At 72.0% G+C, this 22,417-nt stretch carries 14 protein-coding genes; 5 read left to right on the forward strand and 9 right to left on the reverse strand.

Going from position 1 to position 22,417, the window contains the following annotated elements:
- Positions 1-21: 21 nt before the first annotated feature.
- Positions 22-201: a hypothetical protein gene (locus tag ACFVGW_RS15805; protein ID WP_385852365.1), complete on the reverse strand. Its 180-nt coding sequence runs from the start codon at positions 199-201 to the stop codon at positions 22-24.
- Positions 202-438: 237 nt separating this feature from the next.
- Here ACFVGW_RS15805 and ACFVGW_RS15810 point away from each other — a divergent pair, with 237 nt between their 5' ends.
- The gene (locus ACFVGW_RS15810; RefSeq protein WP_385852366.1) at positions 439-2,463 is read left to right on the forward strand and encodes a HelD family protein; all 2,025 of its coding nucleotides are present in this window, start codon (positions 439-441) and stop codon (positions 2,461-2,463) included.
- Here the strand turns inward: ACFVGW_RS15810 and ACFVGW_RS15815 are convergent.
- Positions 2,460-3,152 carry an esterase/lipase family protein gene (locus ACFVGW_RS15815; protein WP_385852367.1) on the reverse strand — a complete coding sequence of 231 codons (693 nt, stop codon included), beginning with the start codon at positions 3,150-3,152 and terminating at the stop codon, positions 2,460-2,462. The genes ACFVGW_RS15810 and ACFVGW_RS15815 overlap by 4 nt on opposite strands.
- An 85-nt stretch (positions 3,153-3,237) precedes the next feature.
- Positions 3,238-4,107, reverse strand: coding sequence for an aminoglycoside phosphotransferase family protein (locus ACFVGW_RS15820; RefSeq protein WP_385852368.1), 870 nt, complete (start codon positions 4,105-4,107; stop codon positions 3,238-3,240).
- An 83-nt stretch (positions 4,108-4,190) separates the two neighbouring features.
- Here ACFVGW_RS15820 and ACFVGW_RS15825 point away from each other — a divergent pair, with 83 nt between their 5' ends.
- A complete protein-coding gene (locus tag ACFVGW_RS15825) occupies positions 4,191-4,928 on the forward strand; it encodes a glucose 1-dehydrogenase (protein ID WP_352191626.1) in 738 nt (245 codons plus the stop codon).
- 343 nt (positions 4,929-5,271) lie between these two features.
- On the opposite strand, the gene ACFVGW_RS15830 is transcribed toward ACFVGW_RS15825, so the two are convergent.
- Both ACFVGW_RS15830 and ACFVGW_RS15835 read right to left on the reverse strand, forming a co-directional pair.
- A complete protein-coding gene (locus ACFVGW_RS15830) occupies positions 5,272-5,961 on the reverse strand; it encodes a copper homeostasis protein CutC (RefSeq protein ID WP_385852369.1) in 690 nt (229 codons plus the stop codon).
- 51 nt (positions 5,962-6,012) lie between these two features.
- Positions 6,013-6,969, reverse strand: a complete 957-nt coding sequence (locus ACFVGW_RS15835; RefSeq protein WP_385852370.1) for a hypothetical protein — start codon at positions 6,967-6,969, stop codon at positions 6,013-6,015.
- A gap of 165 nt (positions 6,970-7,134) precedes the next feature.
- Here ACFVGW_RS15835 and ACFVGW_RS15840 point away from each other — a divergent pair, with 165 nt between their 5' ends.
- Complete coding sequence (locus ACFVGW_RS15840) at positions 7,135-7,425, forward strand: heavy-metal-associated domain-containing protein (protein WP_385852371.1); 291 nt, start codon at positions 7,135-7,137, stop codon at positions 7,423-7,425.
- A gap of 51 nt (positions 7,426-7,476) precedes the next feature.
- The gene (locus ACFVGW_RS15845) at positions 7,477-9,741 is read left to right on the forward strand and encodes a heavy metal translocating P-type ATPase (protein ID WP_385852372.1); all 2,265 of its coding nucleotides are present in this window, start codon (positions 7,477-7,479) and stop codon (positions 9,739-9,741) included.
- Between the two features lie 331 nt (positions 9,742-10,072).
- Here the strand turns inward: ACFVGW_RS15845 and ACFVGW_RS15850 are convergent, their stop codons facing one another.
- The 4 genes from ACFVGW_RS15850 to ACFVGW_RS15865 all read right to left on the reverse strand — a co-directional run bounded on the left by ACFVGW_RS15850 (position 10,073) and on the right by ACFVGW_RS15865 (position 22,046).
- Positions 10,073-10,777 (reverse strand): hypothetical protein, encoded by a 705-nt coding sequence (locus tag ACFVGW_RS15850; protein ID WP_385852373.1) that lies wholly within the window; start codon positions 10,775-10,777, stop codon positions 10,073-10,075.
- A 35-nt stretch (positions 10,778-10,812) separates the two neighbouring features.
- Complete coding sequence (locus tag ACFVGW_RS15855; protein WP_385852374.1) at positions 10,813-17,337, reverse strand: RHS repeat-associated core domain-containing protein; 6,525 nt, start codon at positions 17,335-17,337, stop codon at positions 10,813-10,815.
- A 152-nt stretch (positions 17,338-17,489) separates the two neighbouring features.
- Positions 17,490-21,215 carry a LamG domain-containing protein gene (locus ACFVGW_RS15860; RefSeq protein WP_385852375.1) on the reverse strand — a complete coding sequence of 1,242 codons (3,726 nt, stop codon included), beginning with the start codon at positions 21,213-21,215 and terminating at the stop codon, positions 17,490-17,492.
- A gap of 258 nt (positions 21,216-21,473) precedes the next feature.
- Positions 21,474-22,046 (reverse strand): GNAT family N-acetyltransferase, encoded by a 573-nt coding sequence (locus ACFVGW_RS15865; RefSeq protein ID WP_385852376.1) that lies wholly within the window; start codon positions 22,044-22,046, stop codon positions 21,474-21,476.
- Between the two features lie 67 nt (positions 22,047-22,113).
- Here ACFVGW_RS15865 and ACFVGW_RS15870 point away from each other — a divergent pair, with 67 nt between their 5' ends.
- A complete protein-coding gene (locus ACFVGW_RS15870) occupies positions 22,114-22,401 on the forward strand; it encodes a hypothetical protein (protein WP_385852377.1) in 288 nt (95 codons plus the stop codon).
- Positions 22,402-22,417 lie beyond the last annotated feature (16 nt).

Below are 22,417 nucleotides of genomic sequence, written 5' to 3' on the forward strand. Positions count from 1 at the left end.
CCGGGGCATGAGCGGTCGTACTCAGTCCGGGCCGCCCACGTACCTGGGGCGCGGGTTCCGCACACCCGCCTCCTCGGCGTACTCACCGAGGAGGACCACGCTCACGGCGGCGGCGCCGTAGGCGCCTATCGCACGGAGCGCGAGGCCGAGACGGTGCGGGCGGGGGATCGAACGGTCCGGGGTGAAGGTCGCTGAGGTCATGACTCCATGATGGAATCCGGACATTCCGAACACATCAGGCTGGGGGTGGAACTCTCGTCCACCTCAGGGGGGACCCCACCCCCTACGGGCCGTCGTCCCCGCGAAAACCATTCGCCTCCTCCTGACACCCGAAGCTACAATCTCCGACTTCCCCGCCTCCCCCCGTGGAGCGCCGCCGCCCGGTCGGAAACCGGCGGCCGCCCTGACCCGTACGCACACCGGCCCGGAGGCTCCCGCATGTCCACGTCCGTCGAACCGCTCGCGCGCGAACGCGCCCATCTCGCCGACTCGCGCGCCGCGCTGCGGGCGATGCGCGAGGACGTCGAGGCGCTCGACATCAAGGACGTCACCGCGAACTGGGTCAACTCGCTCGTCCTCGGCCGCCAGATCGAGGAGCGCATCAAGGCCCTCGCCGACCTCTCGCACACCCCGCTCTTCTTCGGCCGGCTCGACTATCTGCACACCACGCAGGAGGGCCAGCGCTTCTACATCGGCCGTCGGCACGTCCACGACGCCGACGGGGACCCGATGGTGATCGACTGGCGCGCGCCGGTCTCCCAGCCGTTCTACCGGGCCTCGAAGAAGGACCCGCAGGACGTGGGGCTGCGGCGCCGGTTCGGGTACACGGGCGGCGAGCTCACCGCGTACGAGGACGAGCATCTCTCCGACCCCGCCGAGCAGGAGCGGACGAGCCGGCTGCTCCAGGCCGAGATCGAGCGCCCCCGCGTGGGCCCGATGCGGGACATCGTCGCCACCATCCAGCCCGAGCAGGACGAGATCGTCCGGTCCGGTCTCGGCGGCACCGTCTGCGTCCAGGGCGGCCCCGGCACCGGAAAGACGGCCGTGGGCCTGCACCGGGTCGCGTACCTCCTCTACGCGCACCGGGAGCGGCTCGCCCGCACCGGCACGCTGGTCATCGGACCGAACCGCTCATTCCTCCACTACATCGAGCAGGTCCTGCCCGCCCTGGGCGAGCTGGAGGTCCAGCAGGCCACCGTCGACGACCTCGTCGCGCACGTCGAGGTGCGCGGCGCGGACGAGGCGGCGACCGCGACCGTCAAGGGCGACGCGAGGATGGCGGAGGTGCTGCGCCGGGCGGTCCGCTCGCACGTCACGCTGCCGGCCGAGCCGCTGATGGTGGTGCGCGGCTCGCGCCGCTGGCGTGTCCCCGCATACGAGCTGGAGGAGATGGTCCGCGAGCTGCTGGACCGCGACATCCGTTACGGCGCCGCCCGGGACGCGCTTCCGCAGCGCATCGCGCACGCGGTCCTCGTGCGCATGGAGCAGGCGGGCGAGGCCCCCGACGACCGGGTGCAGGACGCGGTGGCGCGGAACACGGCGGTGAAGGCGGCCGTGAAGGCGCTCTGGCCGCCGGTCGACCCGGCCAAGCTGGTGCTGCGGCTGCTGGGCGACGCCGGCTTCCTCGCCGAGCACGCGGCCGGGATCCTGACCGAGGACGAGCAGAAGCTGCTGCTGTGGGCGAAGCCCGCCCGTTCGGTGAAGTCGGCGAAGTGGTCAGCGGCGGACGCGGTCCTGATCGACGAGGCGAAGGACCTGGTGGAGCGTACGCACTCGCTGGGCCATGTCGTCCTCGACGAGGCGCAGGACCTCTCCCCGATGCAGTACCGGGCCGTCGGCCGCCGCTGCACGACCGGTTCGGCGACGATCCTGGGCGACCTGGCGCAGGGCACCACGCCGTGGGCGACCGAGAGCTGGGCGCAGGCGCTGACGCACCTGGGCAAGCCGGAGGCCGTGGTCGAGGAGCTGACCGCAGGCTTCCGCGTGCCGCGCGAGGTCATCGCGTACGCCTCCCTGCTGCTGCCGCACATGTCGCCGGGGCTCGCGGCCGTCGAGTCGGTCCGGGAGAACCCGGGCTCCCTGTCGATCCGTCACCGCGAGCCCGCGGAGCTGGACGCGGGCGTCGTGGCGGCCTGCGTGGAGTCCCTGGAGCACGAGGGCTCCATCGGCCTGATCGCCGCCGACGCCCGGATCGAGCCGCTCGCGGAGGCTCTGACGGCGGCCGGGTACTCCTTCCTCTCCCCCGGCGAGGAGACGACGGCCGAGTCCCGGCTGACGCTCGTCCCGGCCTCGCTGGCGAAGGGCCTGGAGTACGACTACGTGGTCCTGGACGATCCGGCCGCCGTCGTGGACGGCGAACCGGACGAGCGGACCGGGCTCCGGCGGCTGTACGTGGCGCTGACGCGTGCGGTGTCGGGACTGACGGTCGTTCACTCCTCACCGCTGCCCGCTCAGTTGGCCTAGCCCGCCAGGAAGGCGCGGACGCCCGTGGAGACCCCGTCGTCGCCGAGCAGCGCGTTGTGGTCGAGGCAGCCCGCGGCGTTGTTGGCGGCCCCGGTGAGCGGCACGCTGTTGTCGGGGTTGATCACCTCGTCGCAGTTCGACCACCAGGTGGCGTACCGCACGGAGCCGGGGGTCTCGTCGCCCTCGGCCAGCTTCTTCTGGACGTAGGAGCCCGGGGTCATGTCGCGGCAGGCCTGGTCCCACAGGGCGCAGGCCCACGCGGTGCTCGTGCCGTGGTTGGGGCCGGCGAGCGAGACCCAGTGGGCGACGGAGGACGGGCCGGCGGCGTCGAACTTCACGTACCAGCGGGTGAGGAGGCTGCCGAAGGAGTGGGCGACGAGGTCCACCCGGCTCGCGCCGGTCCGCCGCTTCACCTCCTCGACGTACGCGGCGAGTTCACCGGAGAGGACCTCGTTGACGGACCGGTGGGTGTCGTAGCCGAAGGAGAACAGCTCGGCGTCGGTGTACCCGTCGGCCCTGAGGTCCTCGCGCAGGCCGCCCCAGACACCGGGGTCCGCGTTGTATCCGTGGACGAGGACGACAGGGGTGCGGGCCTGCGCCACGCCTTGGGCGGACCCGGCCGTGACCGGGACGAGCAGGGACGCGACGATCGCGAGCAGCGGGACGAACCTGGCACGGAGTCTCAACACGCTTCCCCCTACGCGGTGTTACGCACGAGTAGTCAGGTGCATGGTGGGGCCTGGGGGTCGGGATGAACAGCCCCGTGCGCGAACCTCAACCGCCGGACGCGAACTCGGGGAGCGCCTCGGTCCACGACCGGTGGGCGACGGCGGCGAGGACCTGGTTCCTGCCCCGGTAGTAGTGCTCCGTGACCAGGCCCCACCCCAGCGCCCAGCCCCGGCCACGGGCCCAGGTGGCGTCGTCGACCCGGGCGGCCTCGCGGAACAGCGGGCGGGTCTCGGCGGTGAGGAGCGTCCAGGCGGAGATCATGTCGCAGGCCGGGTCACCGGTGCCGACGGCGCCGAAGTCGATGACGGCGCTGAGCCGCCCCCCGCGGGTCAGGAGGTTGCCGGGCAGCAGGTCGCCGTGGATCCAGACGGGGTCGCGGTCCCACTGCGGCAGGGCGAGCACGGACTCCCAGGCCTCCGCGGCGGCGGCGCCGTCGACCGTACCGTCGGCCCCGAGCTCCCGGATCGCGCGGTCGATGTAGTCGCCGGTCCACTCGGTGACAGGGCCGCCCCGGATGCACCTCGGGCCGCCGCTCGCCCCGACGCTCCGCAGCGCCACACCGAAACGGCCCAACTCCACGGCCGCGTGGGCGAGGTCGTCGATCGGCGCGTCGAAGGCGTTGGCGCCGTCGATCCAGTCGTACACCGACCAGGGCAGGCCGAAGCCCTCCCCGGGCCGCCCATGGCCGACGGGAACGGGCACGGGCAGCGGAAGGTGCGGGGCGAGGTGCGGCAGCCAGCGCTGCTCCTTGACCACGCTCCCGGCGGTCTCGGCGGTCTTCGGCAGCCGGACCGCCATCGCGTCGCCGAGGCGGTACATGTCGTTGTCCGTGCCGGCCGACGCCACGGGCGTGACCGGCAGCGCGGCCCACTGCGGGAACTGGGCGGCGACGAGGGCGCGTACGAGGTCGGTCATGGCGAGGAGGTTAGTCAGCGGGCCTCGGTGCGGGCCATCGGATTACGGTGGGGACGGCGCGACCACGAGAAGGGTGGACCAGCATGTCCCGTACAACCGTCGTCACCGGTGGGAGCCGTGGGATCGGCGCGGCGACCTGTGTACGTCTGGCGGCCGAGGGGCACGATCTGGTGCTCGGGTACGTCCGTGACGCGGACGCCGCCGAGAAGACGGCGGCGGCGGTCCGGGCGGCGGGCGCGCGGTGTGTCGTGGTCCGGGCGGACACGTCGGTCGAGGCCGACGTGGAGCGGCTGTTCGACACCGCCGAGGCCGAACTGGGCCCGGTGGACTGCCTGGTGAACAACGCGGGCGTGACGGGACCGCTGGGGCGCCTCGCGGACGCCTCCACGGAGAACCTGCGCCGGGTGGTGGAGGTCAACCTCCTTGGCTACCTGCTCTGCTGTCGCCGCGCCGCCCGCGACATGGCGGCGCGGGGCGGCGGGGCGATCGTGAACATCTCCTCCGCCGCCGCGACCCTCGGCAGCCCCGGCGAGTACGTGCACTACGCGGCGACGAAGGCGGCGACCGACGCGCTGACCGTGGGCCTCGCCAAGGAGCTGGGGCCGGACGGCGTCCGGGTCAACGCGGTGGCCCCGGGCACCGTGGAGACGGACATGCACGCGGCCATGGGCGACCCGGACCGCCCGGCGAAGGTGGCCCTCACCACCCCCCTGCGCCGCCCGGGCCGCCCCGAGGAGATCGCGGCGGCGGTGGCCTGGCTCCTGTCCCCGGACGCCTCGTACACGACGGGCACGATCCTGAGGGTCTCGGGCGGCCGCTGACCGGCCGGCCCGGGCCGCCGCCACCGGGCGTGCCCCGGGCCAGCCCCCGCGCCGCGGCCACCGGGCGTGCCCCGGGCCGGCCACCGACCGGGCGCACCCCAGGGCCGCGGCACGGCAGTTACGCGGCACGGCGGTTACGCGTCCCACGCGGCGCGGTTACGCGGCACGGCAGCTACGCGGCCCACGCGGCGCGGTTACGCGGCACGGCGGTTACGCGTCCCACGCGGCGCGATTCCACGACCCCAGCGGCGCGATTCCACGACCCCAGGGCCGCGATTCCGCAGCCCACGCGGCGCAGATACGCGGCTCCCGCGGGCGCGGTTCCGCGGCCCACGCGGCGCGGTTACGCGTCCAGCGCCTCGCGCCAGACCCTGACCGCCTCGGCGGAGACCGGGGCCTTCCAGCCGTTCGGGCGGGCCGCGCCGCCGATGTGGAAGGCGTCGAGGCCCGCCGCGCGGAGTTCCGGGAGGTGGTCGAGGCGCAGGCCGCCGCCCACGAGGATCTGCGGCTCGTAGCCCGGCTCACCCGATCGCGCGGCTTCCGCCCCGAGAACCGGCAGGCCGTCGTCGACGCCCGTCGCCGCGCCCGCCGTCAGGTACGTGTCCAGGCCCGGCAGGTCGGCGAGCTGCTTGCGCAGCGCGTCGCGGTCGGCCGCGCGGTCGATCGCCCGGTGGAACGTCCACCGGCAGCCGTCCAGGACGGCGATCAGCCGCTCCACCGCCACCAGGTCCGCGTCGCCGTCGGCCGTCAGGAAGCCGAGCACGAACTCCTCCGCGCCCGCCTCCCGGAGGTCACGGGCGCGGGCCACCAGGGTGTCGATGTCGGCCGCCGCGAAGCCGTCCGTCAGTCTGAGCATCACGCGCAGCGGAATGTCCACGGCGGACCGGATCGCGGCGAAGCCGGTCCGTGACGGGGTGAGCCCGTCGGCCGCCATGTCGGTGACCAGCTCGAGGCGGTCCGCCCCGCCGGCCTGGGCGGCGACGGCGTCCTGCTCGTCGAGGGCGATCACCTCTAGGACTGCACGGTTGCTCATCGAGCCCATTCCTCCATGAATGACGGCTACAGGTCTAGTCCAATGACCACCCTAGCCGTGCGTGTGGTCTCCCGCATCGTGCGGTGCCTCATCCGCACCGTCCGTCGTCGTCCGCCCCGCGTGGACGGTGAACGCCGCCGTCCGCACCTTGCCGTCGTGCTGGAAGTCGAGGAAGAGCCGGTACGAGCCGGCGCTGGGCGCCGTCGCCGTGAACGAGACGTCCGGGCCGGGGCCGCCCTCATGGGGGTGGACGTGCAGATAGGTCAGGTCACCGTCGCGCAGCGCGACGAGATGGCCGTACGCCCCGAGGTAGGGCTCCAGATCGGTGACCGGCCTGCCGCCCTTGCTGACCGTGAGCCTCAGCTCGCCCGCCCTGCCCGGGACGAGCGCGCCGCCCAGCGTGACCTCGTAGCCGTCGACGGTCGCGGTCCGCGCGGCGGCCGGGAGCGGCCGGGGCGCGTAGGCGCCGGGTACGGACAGATCCACGCCCAGCGTCACGCCCTCGGCGTTCTTCGCCGCGGGCTTGAAGTCGGCGAAGGCCTTGTAGCCGCCCGCGGCCGGGAGGTCGACCGGGGTCGACCAGGTGCCGTCGGCCGCGCGCACGGGGTGGAGATGGCGGTAGACCGTGAGGTCCCGCGAGGCCACGACGAAGTGCAGCTCCTTGCCGTGCTCGGTGGTGTACGCGGTGACCTTCCTGCCCGTCGCGTCCTTGACCGAGAACTTCAGCACGCTCCGGCCCACGGCCAGCCTCGGCGTCTCCATGGCGAGCGTGTAGCCACCCTCGGAGACCTGGAGCCCCCCGGCGGCGGGCGCCTTCGCCGCGCCCTCCTCGTGGGCGGCATGCCCGGCCGCCTCTCCCTCGGGCTCGGCCGTCCCGTTCGCGTGCTCCCCGTGGGCGGCCTTCGCCGGTTCGCCCACGGGGCCGATTCCCTGGCCGACCCCGTACGCGGTGCCGAAGGTCGCGGCGAGGGCGGCGGCGAAGGCGGTGATCTTCACTCCGGTGTTCATGGCAGCTCTCCCGTACGTGAGTAACCGTTCAATGCACCTCACGATACCCCTAGGGGGTATCAAGTCAAGCGAGGCGGACGCTTGCGCGAGATACCTGAGGGGGGTATACATGGAACCGACGAACAGATACCCCCTGAGGGTATCAACCTCAACGAGGAGGAAGACATGGGTTCCTGCTGCACTCCTGACGGCGGCTGCTCGACCGACTCCGGCGGGGCGGCGACCACCACCGCCGTCGCCGACACCACCACCACCGTCTACGCCGTGTCGGGCATGACCTGCGGACACTGCAAGACCGCGATCACCACGTCGGTCTCCGCGCTCGACGGCGTCCTCTCCGTGGACGTCGACGTCGCCGGCGGCCTGGTGACCGTGACCACCGGCGGCGCCCCGGACGACGCCGCGATCTCCGCCGCCGTCGACGACGCCGGCTACGAGCTCACCGGCCGCGCCTGACCGTCCGCGTCCGGAGGCGAACCGAGCCCCAAGAAAGAGAGGTGTGCAGGAATGACGACGACCACTCCGGGCGCCGCCCAGGTCGAGCTCGCCATCGGCGGCATGACCTGCGCCTCGTGCGCGGCCCGTATCGAGAAGAAGCTCAACCGCATGGACGGGGTCGAGGCCACCGTCAACTACGCCACCGAGAAGGCGAAGGTCACCTTCGACGCGGAGATCTCCGTCCAGGACCTCATCGCCACCGTGGAGGCCACCGGATACACCGCCGAGGAGCCCGCTCCCCCGCGCACCGAATCCGGCCGCGAGGAGGGGCCGACCGACGAGGAGAAGGCCGACGAGGAGCTGCGGCCCCTCAGGCAGCGTCTGATCACCGCCGTCGTCCTCGCCGTCCCCGTCATCGCGATGGCGATGATCCCGGCGCTCCAGATCGAGTACTGGCAGTGGCTCAGCCTCACCCTCGCCGCCCCGGTCGTCGTCTACGCCGCCTGGCCGTTCCACAAGGCCGCCTGGACCAACGCCCGGCACGGCGCCGCCACCATGGACACCCTGATCTCGGTCGGCACGATCGCCGCGTTCCTCTGGTCCCTGTGGGCGCTGTTCTTCGGGACCGCCGGCACTCCGGGGATGACCCACCCCTTCGAGTTCACGATCGCCCGCACCGACGGCGCCGGGAACATCTACCTGGAGGCCGCCGCCGGCGTCACCGCCTTCATCCTGGCCGGGCGGTACTTCGAGGCCCGTTCCAAGCGCAAGGCGGGCGCCGCGCTCAAGGCGCTGATGCAGCTGGGCGCCAAGGAGGTCACCGTCCTGAGGGACGGCCGTGAGGTCACCGTGCCGACCGCCGAACTCCAGGTCGGGGCGCGGTTCCTGGTCCGCCCCGGCGAGAAGATCGCCACCGACGGCACCGTCGTGGAGGGCTCCTCCGCCGTCGACGCCTCGATGCTCACCGGCGAGTCCGTACCGGTCGAGGTCTCCGTCGGCGACTCCGTCACCGGCGCCACCCTGAACGCGGGCGGCCGGCTCGTCGTCGAGGCCACCCGTGTCGGCGCCGACACCCAGCTCGCCCGCATGGCCCAGCTGGTCGAGGACGCGCAGAACGGCAAGGCCGCCGCCCAGCGGCTCGCCGACCGGATCTCGGCCGTCTTCGTACCGATCGTGATCGCGCTCGCGCTCGGCACGCTCGGCTTCTGGCTCGGTACGGGATCCGGCCTCACCGCCGCGTTCACCGCCGCCGTCGCCGTACTGATCATCGCCTGCCCCTGCGCCCTCGGGCTCGCGACCCCGACCGCCCTCATGGTCGGCACCGGACGCGGCGCCCAGCTCGGCATCCTGATCAAGGGCCCGGAGGTCCTGGAGACCACCCGCAAGGTCGACACGATCGTCCTGGACAAGACCGGCACCGTCACCACCGGCCGGATGACCCTCCTCACGGTCCACACCGCCGACGGCGTCGACGAGACCGACGTCCTGCGCCTCGCGGGCGCCCTGGAGCACGCCTCCGAGCACCCCGTCGCCCAGGCCGTCGCCACCGGCGCCGCCGCCAGGGTCGGCACGCTCCCCGCCCCCGAGGACTTCGCCAACGTCCCCGGACTCGGCGTCCAGGGCGTCGTCGACGGCCACGCCGTCCTCGTCGGCCGCGAGAAGCTGCTCGAAGACTGGGCCATGGAGCTCCCCGCGGACCTCAGGTCCGCGAAGGACGAAGCGGAGAAGGCCGGCAGGACCGCCATCGCGGTGGCCTGGGACGGTGCGGCCCGCGCGGTCCTGGAGGTCGCCGACGCCGTCAAGGAGACCAGCCCCGAGGCGGTCCGGCGGCTGCGCGCGCTCGGTCTGACGCCGATCCTGCTGACCGGTGACAACAGGGCCGTCGCCGAAGCCGTGGCCGCCGAGGTCGGCATCGACGAGGTCATCGCCGAGGTCATGCCCGAGGACAAGGTCGACGTCGTCAAGCGGCTCCAGGCGGAAGGCCGTTCGGTCGCCATGGTCGGCGACGGCGTGAACGACGCCGCCGCGCTCGCCCAGGCCGACCTGGGCCTGGCGATGGGCACCGGCACGGACGCCGCCATCGAGGCCGGCGACCTCACCCTCGTACGGGGAGACCTGCGGGCCGCCGCCGACGCGATCCGGCTCTCGCGCCGCACCCTCGGGACGATCCGCTCGAACCTCTTCTGGGCCTTCGCCTACAACGTGGCCGCCCTGCCGCTCGCCGCGGCCGGACTGCTCAACCCGATGATCGCCGGCGCCGCGATGGCCTTCTCCTCGGTCTTCGTGGTCGGCAACAGCCTGCGCCTGCGCAGCTTCCGGGCCGCCGACAAGTGACCTGACACAAGGAGCCCGTCGTGGCCGGTCACGTACAGCGCATGGAGGATTCCCGGCTGGGAATGCGGCCCTGCAGTCGTGCGCCGTGCGCCTCCTGGACGAGCACCTCAGCTGCTGTGTCACCGAGGCGATCGCCACGAGCCCGAGCGTCCGTCGGAGGAGCGTCAGCCCCACCGAACCGGGCGGACCGGGGCCGCAGACCTACGCGCAGGGGATGAGCCTCGGCACGCTCACCGGCCAGGCGGCCTGTGCCCCACATGCGCGAGCGCCGTGGCCGAGGGCGGCTGAGCCTCCCCCGACCACGGCGCCGTCGCGCAGCGGTGCGCCGTGGTCAGCGCATCGCGACCATCGCCGTGGCGAGCGCCGCGAAGCCCGCGGCCCACAGGGCCGTACGGCCCACGACTCCCCCGCCGGTGATGCGGCCGTCCGCCGCCGGGCGCCACAGCGCCGCCGGCTCCGACCACAGGTAGGCGGGGAATCCCGCTCCGAACACCAGGCAGGCGGTCAGCCAGTAGCCGGCGCTCGGCGCCCGGAGCCGTGCCCGCGCGACGATGTCGGCCAGCACGGCCACGCCGGCCGCGAGGACGGCCCAGGCGAGCCAGGTGGTGGAGATGAACCGCCAGTACAGCACCGGGACCAGGGAGGCGAGCCCGCCCAGCCTCTCCAGCGGATCCTTCCGGTCGAACGCGACCGGCGTGGTGCCGAGCTCGTCCCGCACGAGCTCCTCGAACTCGGCCTCACCGCCCTCACCACCCGGAAGGGTCGCGAAGCGGTGGGTGAGCTCCCTGTCGCCGGCGAACCCGGTGGTCCACCGCACCCCGACCGCGTCGGGCGCGGTGTAGAAGACATGGACCACCGAGGTCCGGCCGGCGCGCACGTCGTCGAGCAGCTCCCGCATCGAGGCCTGGCGCGGGACCAGGTTCGACAGCAGGTCGACGGCCGCGGCGAGCAGAAGCAGCAGCGCGAGCACGCGGAACGCCCGGTGCACCGAGCCTCGGGCCCGTACGGGCAGACGGTCCAGCACAGGCACTGCCACTTCCGTCTCCTCTCTCATCGTCGGTCAGCGGCCGGTCACGGACCGACCGTGATCGTCCAGTAGTAGGTCTGGTGCAGGGTGCCCATCTGCTTGCCCTGCCCGATGTCCGGGATGACGTGCGTCAGGGATTCCGTACCGGTCTCGTTGTAGGCGGCGAAGGCGACCGTGAAGGAGCGTTCGCGCTTGTTGACGTTGACGACCTGGTGGATCTGATCGTAGGAGCCCATGAACGCCTCGGGAACCCCCGACCCCTTCGCCCCGTCGGTCAGCATGCCGGTGATGTCGTTGAAGAAGTTGGTCTTGGGGTCCTTGTAGGAGGATCTGCCTCCGAGCTTGGCCGGGTCGATGTCGTAGTCGGCGGCCTCGATCTGGCTCTTGAGCTGGTTGACGATGTTGAGGCTGTGCTTGTTGGCGGCGAGCTGCTGGGTCATGAAGCTGCCGACGCCGAAGGCCCGGTTGCCTCCCTTTCCGTTCAGCCACTCGTTGAGCAGGTCGTTCCAGGTGTCGGTGGAGCCGATGCCGGCGACGTCGGCACAGCCTGCCGCGACCCCGGAGGAGACCATGGCGCCGTCGACGCACGGGGTGGTCTCGTGGGTGAGGACCTGGACGTACTTCTTCAGATCGACGCCCAGCGCGTGGTAGAGGCCGCCCTTCCACTTGTTGGCGATGGTGTTCAGCGCGCGCTGGCACGCGGCGTCGCAGCCACCGCCGCCACCGCCGCCACCGCCGCCACCGCCACCGCCGCCACCACCGCCGCCGCCACCGCCACCGCCGCCACCGCCGCCGCCCTGGTACTCAGGGCACTGCGGGTTGGTCAGGCTGGGGCAGGGAGCACCGCCGCCGCCACCGCCACCGCTGGAGACCGGGATGCCGCCCTTACAGGTGATGCCGTACTTGCTCGGGTTGTCGCACTCGGGGACCCTCTCGCCGGTCGGGTCCGCCTGGGTGACCGGGTTGTTGTTGGCGTAGGCGTACCCGTTGAGCGACTGGGCCTGGTCCAGGGTCAGCTTGGGGTCGGCGCTGATGAACTGCCCGATGGACGGGTCGTACTGGCGGGCGCCGACATGCGTGAGACCGGTGTTGACGTCGGTGGTCTTCCCGAGGAAGCCCTTGTCGTCCGGCCACGCCGCCCCGGTGACGGTGCCGCGGTTCTCGCCGAAGACACCGGTGTAGCGCTTGGTGAACGTCTGCGTGCTGTCCGAGCCGACGGCCAGGCTCTGCGTGCCGTGGTGGTCACCGGCCAGGTAGGACACCTTCTGGGCGCCCGACTGGTTGGTGCGGACGGCGACGTTCATGGTGCCGGAGGCGTACGAACGCTGGGCCCAGGTGGTGCCGTTGGCCCGCAGGTGCACCTCGGTGGCGCCGGCGTACAGGATCCGCTCGCCGCCGGTCGTGGCACGGACGAGCAGGGTGCCGTCGGCGTCGTAGAGGTAGTCCGTGGCCTTCGTGCCCTCGGTCAGCTTGGTGAGCTGGCCGGACTCCGACCACTTCAGGTCCTGGACGCCGGTGGCGCCGGGACGCTTGGTGGTGTTGCCGGTGTTGTCGTAGACGTAGGAGCGGTCGGGCGCGGCACAGTTGTCGCTGGTGCTGGTGCCGTTCAGGGAGTGCTTGCGGGCGGTCCAGCAGTACGTCGTCTTCGTGTCACCGGCGCTCTTGTGCGAGGTGACGGAGGTGCGCTGGCCCGCGGTGTTGTACGTGTACGAGTCCCAGTACGGCGCCGGGCCGGACAGGGACGCCGCGCTGCGCGGGTCGGAGCACTTCTGCGAGGACGGGGTCCAGGCCTCGGTGAGCCGCCTGTGGCCGTCGTAGCTGAAGCACTGGGTCTCGGCCTTGCCGGCGCCGCCGAGCAGCGTCGGGTCGGTGATCGAGGTGACGTTGCCGGACAGGTCGAAGGTGTAGTTGAGGTCCTGGAGCATGTACGGGCGGGTCTGGTCGGTGACGTGCGAACGCGTCAGCCGGCCGGTGCCCTCCTCGTAGGTGTTCGTGACGTAGGTCTTCTTCACGGCCTCGGTGTTGGCCGTACCCAGGGTCAGCTGCTGGGCCCGGCCGAGGGCCGAGTAGTCGACGCCGAGGAGGTAGCCGGTGGAGCCGCCGAGCGAGGTGACGAGACCGAGGTCGTCGTACCCGTAGGCGATGGTCTCCGAGGCCAGTCCGCCGAGCGCGGGCTCGGTGGTGTTCTGCAGCGAGCCGTCGATGTTGTAGTAGCTGCTGTACGAGAGGGTCGTGGGCACCCCGGCGGTGACCAGCGGATCGGTCGCGGGCAGCGTGAGGGTCGAGGCGGTGGGCCGGGACATGGTGTCGTAGGCGGTCACCGACCGCGTGTACGCCTGGCCGGTCTTGCCGCCGACGTAGCGGGTGGCACTGGCCCGCTGGCCCTTGAGGACGGTGTCGTAGGTGTATCCGGTGAGCTGGTTGGCGTCGGTGACCGAGCCGGTCCAGGTGCCGGTGACGCGGCCGAGCTCGTCGTAGCCGGTGACGACCGTGCCACGCGGGTCGGTGACCTTGGTCGGCCGGTCGAGCGCGTCGTAGTACGTGGTCGAGGAGCCCTTGTCGGGGTCGCCGACCACGCGCTCACGCCCGAACAGGTCGTGCGTGTAGGTCCACTGGGCGCCGTCGGGGCCGGTCACCGCGGACTGCTTGCCGTCCAGGGTGTAGCCGAAGCGGGTGGACGCGTAGGTGACGCCGAGGGCGCCGCCGTACTGGGTGTCGGTCGGCAGGGGCCCCGCGTACTCGCGGGTCTCCACGGCGCGGCCGCGCGCGTCGGTGATCGTCCGGACCGCAGTGCCGCCCTCGGCGGCGGTGACGGCGGTCGAGTCACCGGTGTACGTGGTGGACGTCGACCACTTCTTCACGCCGTACACATAAAGAGTGCTGGTAGTGGCCCGGCCGGCGCCGTCGAGGACGGTCTCGGTCTGCTTGGGCGCCTCGCCGTACTCGGCCCTCGTGTACGTGCCGTTCGGGGTCGAGGTGGTGTCGAAGATCTCCTCGTACGACTCGTAGGCCATGCCTCGCGAGTCGTACCGGGTGTCGGTCAGGAGCCGGCCGCCTTCCGGGGTCGGCGCCTGGACCTGCAGCGGGCGCAGCAGCGCGTCGTAGATCGCGTACGAGGTGTTGTAGGTGGTGCCGTCCTTCTTCAGCTTCCCCGTGGAGATCCACGACTGCTTGGTGTCGGACATGGAGTACGTGTACTTCTGGCTGGGCGCGTAGCCGCCGCCCCGGTTGCGGTCGGGCAGCCAGACGTCGGTGAGCCGGCCGAGGGCGTCGTACGCGGTCTCGGTCTTCTTCAGGTTCGCGTCGTAGCTGCGCTCCGGCTGGCCGCGCCGCGCGTCTAGGAAGGTCGTCGTCTTGAACCCCTTGGGGTCCGTGACGATCGTCTTCGTCAGCGGGCCCTGGTCGACCGGGGTGTAGGCGGTCGTGGTCGCCTTGTCGTTGGTGTCCGCGAGGCTGACCGGGCGGCCGAGGGTGTCGTAGCCGGTGGTGGAGAGCTTCTGCCAGACGGGCTGGTTGTCCGTCCCGTAGCTCTTGGCCCGTCCGGTCCAGGTCGCCAGGCCCTTGGTGGGCTTCATCGTGGCCGACCAGGCGGCACCGTCGTAGGCGGTGGCGGTGTCGGAGAGCACGTCACCGCGGCGCGTGTCGTCGGCGGGCAGGTCGAGATCGGCCTCCGCGACCGTGCAGGCCCGGCCGACGGTCCGGGTACGGGAGGCCAGCGAGACGAGCCCGACGGCGGTGTCCCGGGCGTACCAGGTGTACTCGCAGGTCTCGTCGCCGCTCTTGGCGTCGTCGCCCCGGTCCTCGACCTGGTACGGCATGCCGAACGCGTCGTGGTCGGTGACGGTGGTGTGGGCGCGCCAGGTGTTCGACGCGGTGAGCAGGGTGTAGCTGGTGGACTCGCCGACGCGCACGAAGCGGGCGACGTGGTCGGCGGCGTCGGGGACGTCCTGGCGGGCGGTCTCCTTCAGCCACGGCTTGTGGACCTCCGCGCCGACGGCGGTGGCTCCGTCGTACGTGACCTTCTGCCGCAGCTTGCCCTGGAAGGCGTCGGTGTCGGCGACGCCTGCCACGCCGAGCGCGGGCGCGGAGAGCGGCGCCAGGGTGACGGACTTGGTGGTGCCGTCCTTCTTCTTGTCGCCGTCCATGCCCTGGAAGAACAGGGAGACGGTCTTGGAGCGGGTGGTGTTCAGGGCGCCGCCGTACGCGGTGACCTGACGGTAGCCGCGCCAGTCGGACCAGGTCCGCTCGTCCTTCGGGGTGAAGGGATCGTCGCTGTGGTGCCAGGCGGCACCGGCGTAATCGTAGGAGTTCTCGACGGTGTCGTTCTGGCCGGCCGGGTCGGAGACGGTGACGGCCAGTACCCGGTACTTGTGGAACCAGTCGATCGAGGCCTCCTCGGCCCCGTTGATGTTCCAGAACTGCGGATAGCAGTTGCGGGTGTTGGTGTCCGGGGCGGCTCCGAGGACCTCGCCGCGCACGCACTCGGGCGCGGACAGGGACACGGTGGTGATGGCGCCGGTCTCGGAGGTGACGGTGGAGATCCGGGGCCGGGACAGCGGCAGGATGTCGTCCGTGCCGTCCACCCGGTTGGGCCGCATGTGGTACGTGAAGGAGACCGGCTTCAGCTCGATCGCGGTGCCCGCCTTGGCGGTGCGCACGATCGACTGGAGCGAGAGCACATGGTCGGAGCTGTCACCTATGTCGCCGCCGTCCAGGTACTTCTGGTTCAGCGCCCAGGTGTCGACCGGGTCGTAGGCGCTCGTGGTGGCGTTCCAGGAGAAGGTGTTGACGCTCGTGGTGCGCTTGCGGGAGAAGAACGACGGGCCGCCGGACTTGCAGTCGGTGTCGTCCTTGGAGCAGATCGCGTCGAAGGGGACGTCCGGCCAGTTGTCGGAGGTGGCGTCGGTCAGCGAGCCGCAGTCGGCGACCGTGCACCGCTCGGCGTGGCCGAAGGTCACCTTGGCGTCGGCGGTGTCGGTGAACAGGGCGCCCTTGCGCAGGCCGTACTTGACCTCGGTGAGGTAGCCGCCCCGGACGTACGAGGTGCCGGCCTTGGTGGCCTTGTTCTTCTCGTAGTAGTTCGACTCGGCGGTGTACCAGTACGTGGAGGCGTTCCCGGAGGGGTCCTCGACGAGGTCCACGTTCCAGCGCCAGGCCTGGGTCAGCGCCCGGTCCGCGAACGCGGTGCCCTTGTCGTAGCCCGGCTCGCCCGTGTCGTCGCCGAAGACGGGGACGGTCCAGGTGCTGTTGGTGCGCTCGGTGGAGGCACCGTCGAGCTTGTTCCTGCCGAAGGTGTAGGTGGTGCCCTCGCCGGTGACGACGGTCCAGTACTCGCCGTTGTCGTCGCCGTTGTCGGCGCCGGTGTGGCGGGTCACGGTGGAGGCGTCGTCGCTCTCCAGGTGCCATGCGCCGCTGGTCTTGTCCTTGACCAGGCGGTCGGACCTGCCGTTGAGGACGAGCCGGGCGTTGTCGTACTTCCAGCAGCGGTCGTAGACGTCCTCGTGCCCGTCGTCGTCACAACTGCCGTAGCCGCGCTCGATGTAGGACTCGCCGAGCGAGAAGCCCTCGCCGACGGCGCTGCCCTGGTTGTTCGAGGTCGCGGTGCGGCCGTCGACCGAACCGGAGTCGTAGGAGAGCGAGAGGGACGGCGTCGGGCCGGCCGCGGCGGGCGGCAGGGTGAAGCCGTAGTTCCAGGTGAAGGAGCCCGAGCCGGAGCCGGCCTCCCAGGAGGACGACGCGGCGAGCGGGGTCGCCGCGAAGTCGCCCGAGCCGTTCGCGGCCTCGCCGCCGCCGACACCGTCCGCGGTGAGCGCGAACACGGTCGCGCCGGAGGCGGCGGCGGGGGCGGTGAGCAGCTGGGTGGACGGGCCGCCCGCGGCCTCGGCGAGCGCGAGATCGGCCGACACGGTCTGCGCGGACCGGTCGTTGTGCGACGTCACCGGGGTCTGCGTCCGGCATTCGGCCTTCGCCGGGGTGGTCAGCGCACAGGCGGGCAGGGTCACCAGGCGCAGCCGCCCGGACCAGCCGCCGCCGACGGCGGAGGCGAAGGAGCCGTAGTCGACGGTGACCTTCGCCGTGCCGGCGGTGTCGGCCTCGGCAGTCAGCAGGACACCTGTGACTCCCGCCCTGCGGGTCGCCTGCTGGTCGAGGACGGTCACCCGGGCGTCGGCGCCGGGCGCCCAGCCGGCCTTGCCCGGCTTCGGGGTCAGCGTCACCGGCAGCCCGCCGGGCTCCGCGCTGCCCGCTCTGCCCGCCGTGAGCGGCAGCTCCGCCGAACCCCGCGCGGGCCAGGCGGCCCGCTGCTCCTGGGCGGCCTTCGCGGCCTGGCCGTCGTTGGCCTTCCGCTCCCTGGCGACCAGGTCGCGGGCCTTCTTCGCCCCGCCGCCCGTGATCTCCCTGACCTTGCTGACCCGCTGCTCGGGTACGTCGGGACGGCCGAGGCCGCCGGGGCCCGCCGCCTGGGCGACCGGTGTCCAGCCGACCGGTACGGCCAGCGCCAGTGCCAGCGCGGCCGCGAGGGTCCGGGCGCGACGACCGCCGCCACCGTCCCCTCTGTCGAATCTGCCCATGCCTGTCAACATCTGTGGATCCACCCCGAAAGAACTAAGAGAAAGCATCGGAAAACGAGTTGTGGAACGGCCACGCGCCGGTGTGCCGGGGGCGTGGGTACGACAGGGGCGGGAGGCTTCCTGACCGGAAGCCCCCCGCCCTCACTCGTCGGTCAGTCGCCGACGGTGGTCTCGATCTGGTCCGCACCGGCCATCGCACCGGCCCAGAGCCGCACTTCGGCGATGCGCGCGGGCAGGTGGTGGCTCCACGCGCCGGCGGTGAAGCCCTTGCCGAGGGCGAAGTCACCGGAGCCGACCTGCGCGGTGAACGCCGCGGGCTCGCCGTTGCGGTTGTGGCCCAGGTAGAGGCTGATGGTGCCGTCCTGGGCGTCGAAGACGCCGGTCAGCCGGACCAGGCTGTCCATGGCCGCGACCTCGTCGGAGACGACCGAGGAGAAGGTGCCGTCGGCGTTGAGCCGCCCGAAGTGCCACTTCCCGACGGGGGTGGTCCGCTCCTCCATGGTCTCCGGGTCGAGGGCGGTCTCCTTGCCGGTCAGCTGGAACCAGAAGCCCCAGGCCGACCCGGTCGACGACCGCTGGCCGAAGACCTGGCCGGTGTGACCGACGGGCTTGGTCAGCAGCTGCGCGCTGTCCAGCCGTACGGTCGTCGTCGCCGTGAACGACCCCATGTCGTCCAGGACGGGTCCGGCGGCGGTGGCTGCGTCGTCGACGCCGTCGAGGACGATCTCGCCGCCCTCGACGGCGGCGCCGCCGGACAGGGTCAGCGCGGGGCCGTAGCCGGCGGCCGAGTTGGGCACGGTGGAGCCGGTGGCGTCGGCCGCGTTCCAGTCGGCGACGAGCTCGGCGCCGGCGTACGTCTGCGAGACCGGCAGCTTCGCCTCGTCGGCGATCTCCTGCGCCGACAGGACCCGCTGCCAGACCGCGACCTCGTCGATGCTGCCCTTGAACGGCAGACCGTACTGGCCGTTGTACTTGTAGCGGCCGAACTGCATCGGGCCGGTCGCCGACCACGAGCCGACCACGTTGGTGTTGACCGCTTCCAGCTTGCCGTTCACGAACAGCTGGAGCGTCTTGGCCGCCGGGTCGTACGTGCCGGCGAGGTGGGTCCACACACCGGTCCGTGCGGGGGTGACCGCCTTGCGGCCCCAGTACGCGTCGGCCGTCGCCTCGTCCTTCTCCTTCACCCCGAAGTACCAGGTGTCGTAGGGCTTCTCGTAGGTGACCACGAACGGGCTGTAGTTGGCGCCGTCCTGGGAGAGGACGACACCGGTGGTGTCCTTGCTGTCCAGCCGGACCCACGTGGAGAACGAGTAGCCGGAGCGGGTCTCCAGGACCGGGGCGGAGGTGGCGGCGTGGCCGCCGCCGTTCAGGAGCAGACCGCGGTCGGTGACCGGGCCGCCCGGCAGCGGGACACCGGCCGCGTCGGTGGTCAGCTCACCGCGCCGGCCCCGGTCGTCCCGGACGGCCGTCCCGGCGAGGGCGGCGTCCTGGCGGGTGGCGTCGGCGCCGGTGTCGACGGCGGCACCGGAGGCCTCGCCGAAGCTCCACCGGCCGACGGGACCGTCACCGGAGGCGACGAGGAAGTCGAGCATCTGCTGGGCACCCCAGCGGCCGGCCTTGTCCTGCACCCGGGCGTAGACCCGGTGGGTGCCGGACCGGTCGGGGGTGACGTCGGCGCGCCAGGAGATCAGCTCCGAGGTCGGCCCCTCCTTGATGCAGACCAGCGGGTCACGGACGTGGCAGACCTTCTGCGCCGTGAGCCATGTGGTGCTCGGAGCCACCCGGAACTGGATCGCGGTGGCGTTCACGTCACCGGGGTCCGGGTCGACCATGAAGCCGCCGCTCTCCCCGGGACCGCCGCCCGCCGCGCAGTCGTTGGGCAGGCACTCGGAATAGGTGAAGGACGGGGTGATCGTGGGCGCCTTCGGCGCGGTGGTGTCGACGGTGAAGTAACAGGCAGCCGTGTAGCCGGTGTTGAGACGGTTCGTGCCGTCCTCGTAGTACGAGAGCGTCAGCGCGAGGAGCCGGTGCTTCACGCCCTCGGCCAGGGCGGGCAGGCTCTTCGTCTGGTTGACGTTGTCACCCGTGTACCCGGTGCTCGGGCTGTCGACGTCCGTGTGGGCGGTCACCCACGAGGTGCCGTTCCACTTCTGCGTACGCCAGCGGATCCGCAGGCTGGCACCGGACTCGCCGCCCGCCGCGGTCTGCGGCCTGCCGTTCACGGCCGGTGTCGGGTCGCTGATGACCGCGGGGTCGTTCTCGTTGGGCGCGCAGACCGTGCCGTTGCCGCTGACCACGCCCACGCCGGTGGGCAGTGCGGGCAGGGCCACGAACTTCACGGAGAGGACCGCGTCGTTCCTGAACCGCTTCCACGCGGAGGTGTCCGACTCGTTGTTCGCGCGGATCTCCAGCGTGAGGCGGGAGAACTTGCCCGCCGCGAAGGACTTCACCGTCGGGGTGAGGTTCTCGTTCGTCTCGGCCGGGTTGTCGTTGAACTCGATCGGCGCGTCCGGCGAGTCCGGGTCGCAGAGCGAACCGCGGCCCGCCGACACGTCCCGGTCGACCATCCAGTCCAGTTCCTTGGGCCGCGTGGTCCAGGTGGTGGAGGAGGAGATGTTGTCGGTGCGGACCAGGTCCACGGTGCGCGGGTCGCACTGGAACGCCCACGGCTCGGTCACCCGGAACGTGGCGTCCAGGACGTTCTTGCCCTTGAGACTGGCCGGGGAGAACTCGAAGTACAGCCGCTGCACATAGCCGGGACCGCAGTAGTACCCGTTCCAGGAGCCGCACTTGCCCGCGCCCATGCCGCGGTCGTCGTCGCCGTTGCCCCAGCCGTACGACTCGTAGCCGTCGCTGCGCAGCAGCGTCCGCTCCGACTCGCCCCAGGTCACCGTCGGGTCGATGAAGAGCGGGAAGGCGGCGTCGGGGGTGTCCGACAGCATCGCCGCGTCCGGTACCACGGAGAGCGAGCCCCTGCCGAGCTTCACGCCCATCCGCCGGACCTTGTCGCCCTGGCCGGGCGCGCGCCCTGTGCCGGAGGGGGCGGACTCCGAGGCGTCGGCGGAGGTGCCGGGTGCGGGGGAGACCGACGGGGCGGCCACCAGATTCCCGGCCGAGCCCTTCACGAGCGCCGGCGCCGGGTGCACGGTCGCGCCCGACCGCCCGGTCGCGCCCCTGCCCGCCGAGTCCCACATCTGGGCCGGCGGCGCCTTGAACACCGTACGGCCGTCTCCGTCCACCGCCGCCAGCGCGCCGGACGCGTTCGTGCGGACGGACAGGCCGCGCGTCTTCAGGCCGAACGTCAGGGTCCTGAGCTTCGGATCCGCCGCCGCCTCGGGCGTCTTGACGACGAGCACGTGCTGGAAGCTCTCCACCGTCGCCGTGACCTTCAGGTCCACGTCGGGCAGCACGTTCGGGTAGACGGCGCTCGCGCCGTCGAGGCGGGGAGCGGGCAGCCTGCCAGGCCATTCGAGGGCCAACGAACGCCCGGACTCCGCGATCGAGACGAGTGCGTCCTTGTTGCCGCCGCGCGAGAACGACATCTCGGCCGCGGCGGCCTTCGGTCCGATCGATCCGTCGGAGCGCCGCACCAGCGTCGCGTCCGGCGTACGCCAGCCACCGCCCGGGGCGGCCACGCGCACGGGGACGGCCGACTCCTCCAGGGTGAACGTGGAGCCGTCCGGATTGGCGAACACCGTGGTCCGCTCCGAGCGTTCGCTCGTCACCTCCACCCGGTGCCCGGAGGCTCTGGCCGCCTTCAGGGCCCGGTCGGCCTCCGGCGTCGCGGTGGCCCCGGCGGCTTCGGTCTTCTCCGCCGCCAGGGCGGAGCCGGCCGGAATCACCCCGAAGAGGACTGAGACCGTTGTCGCCAGTGCCACGGCGGCCCCACCGGTCCGTGAACTTCCCCGTCTGTACCACGATTTACCGAGATGTCTACCAGACCCCACGTCTCTACCCCCACCGTTCGCGCCTCAAAGATCGCAATGAATCGCCGGATTGAACCGTGGGCTCTCACGCAGCGTCAAGGATTGACCTAAGATCGGGGACCAATCCTCGCCACACGTGATCTGGATCACCGGTGCAGGCGTCGTTCCAGGTCGTGCACATCGACTGAGCGTCGCGCGCCACCGCCCCGCTCAGGTCCCGGCCGGTGCGTGCCGCACGTGCAGGTGACCGTCGAGGGGATAGTCCGGCGGCGTGGCGGCGAGGATCCGGTCGAAGCCGTAACCGCTCTTCTCCGCGACCCGGCACGAGGCCACGTTGTCCACTTGGTGCAGGAGTTCCAGCCGGGTCAGCCCGTACGGCCCGAACGTATCGAACGCCCAGCGGGTGAGCGCCTCCAGCGCACGCGGAGCCACCCCGCGCCCGCGGGCGGGCGCCGCGGTCCAGTAGCCGACCTCGGCCGACGCCGCTCCCCGCACCACTCCCTTGAGCACCAGGTTCGCCACCAACTCACCTCGGTCCCCCTCGCCTTGGGGCTCGACGACCGCGAAGGTGAACCGGTCGCCGGCCGCCCACCCCCGCGCCTGGTCCTCCACCCACCGCGCCCCGGCGTCGACGTCATCCACGGGGAGCCGTGTCCACCGCCGCAGGACGGGATCCCGGTAGACCTCGACCAGCTCGGCGACGTCCTCGGCCCGCCAGAGGCGGAGCAGCAGAGCGGGAGCGGTCGGCGTCGCGGGGGCGTGGAACTCTACGGGCGCGGTCACCGGGGGATGGTATGCGGCGCCGGCCGCCCCCGCTGCGCGCCTTCGGCCGGCGCCGTACGATCGAGCCATGTCCGCGCTCTCCCTCTGGTCACGGGACTCCGTGCTGTCGATCGGCTCGGTGGGGTCCTGCCTGTCGATCGGTTCGGTCGGCTCGTTCCTCTCCGTCGGATCCATCGCGTCCGCCGCCTCCGTCGCCTCGGTCGGTTCCTGGCTGAGTACGGGCTCCCTGCTCTCGGCGCAGTCGAGCTGGTCGGTCATGTCCTGGCGGTCGCGTTGCGGCGTCATGGCCGCGGGTACGGTCACGGCGGCCGTGCTGGTCGCCGCCGGGATCAGGGGCGCAGGCCGTTCGGCGTGACCGCGACCGACCAGGC

Source organism: Streptomyces sp. NPDC127129, assembly GCF_042671585.1.
Taxonomy (GTDB): Bacteria; Actinomycetota; Actinomycetes; order Streptomycetales; family Streptomycetaceae; genus Streptomyces.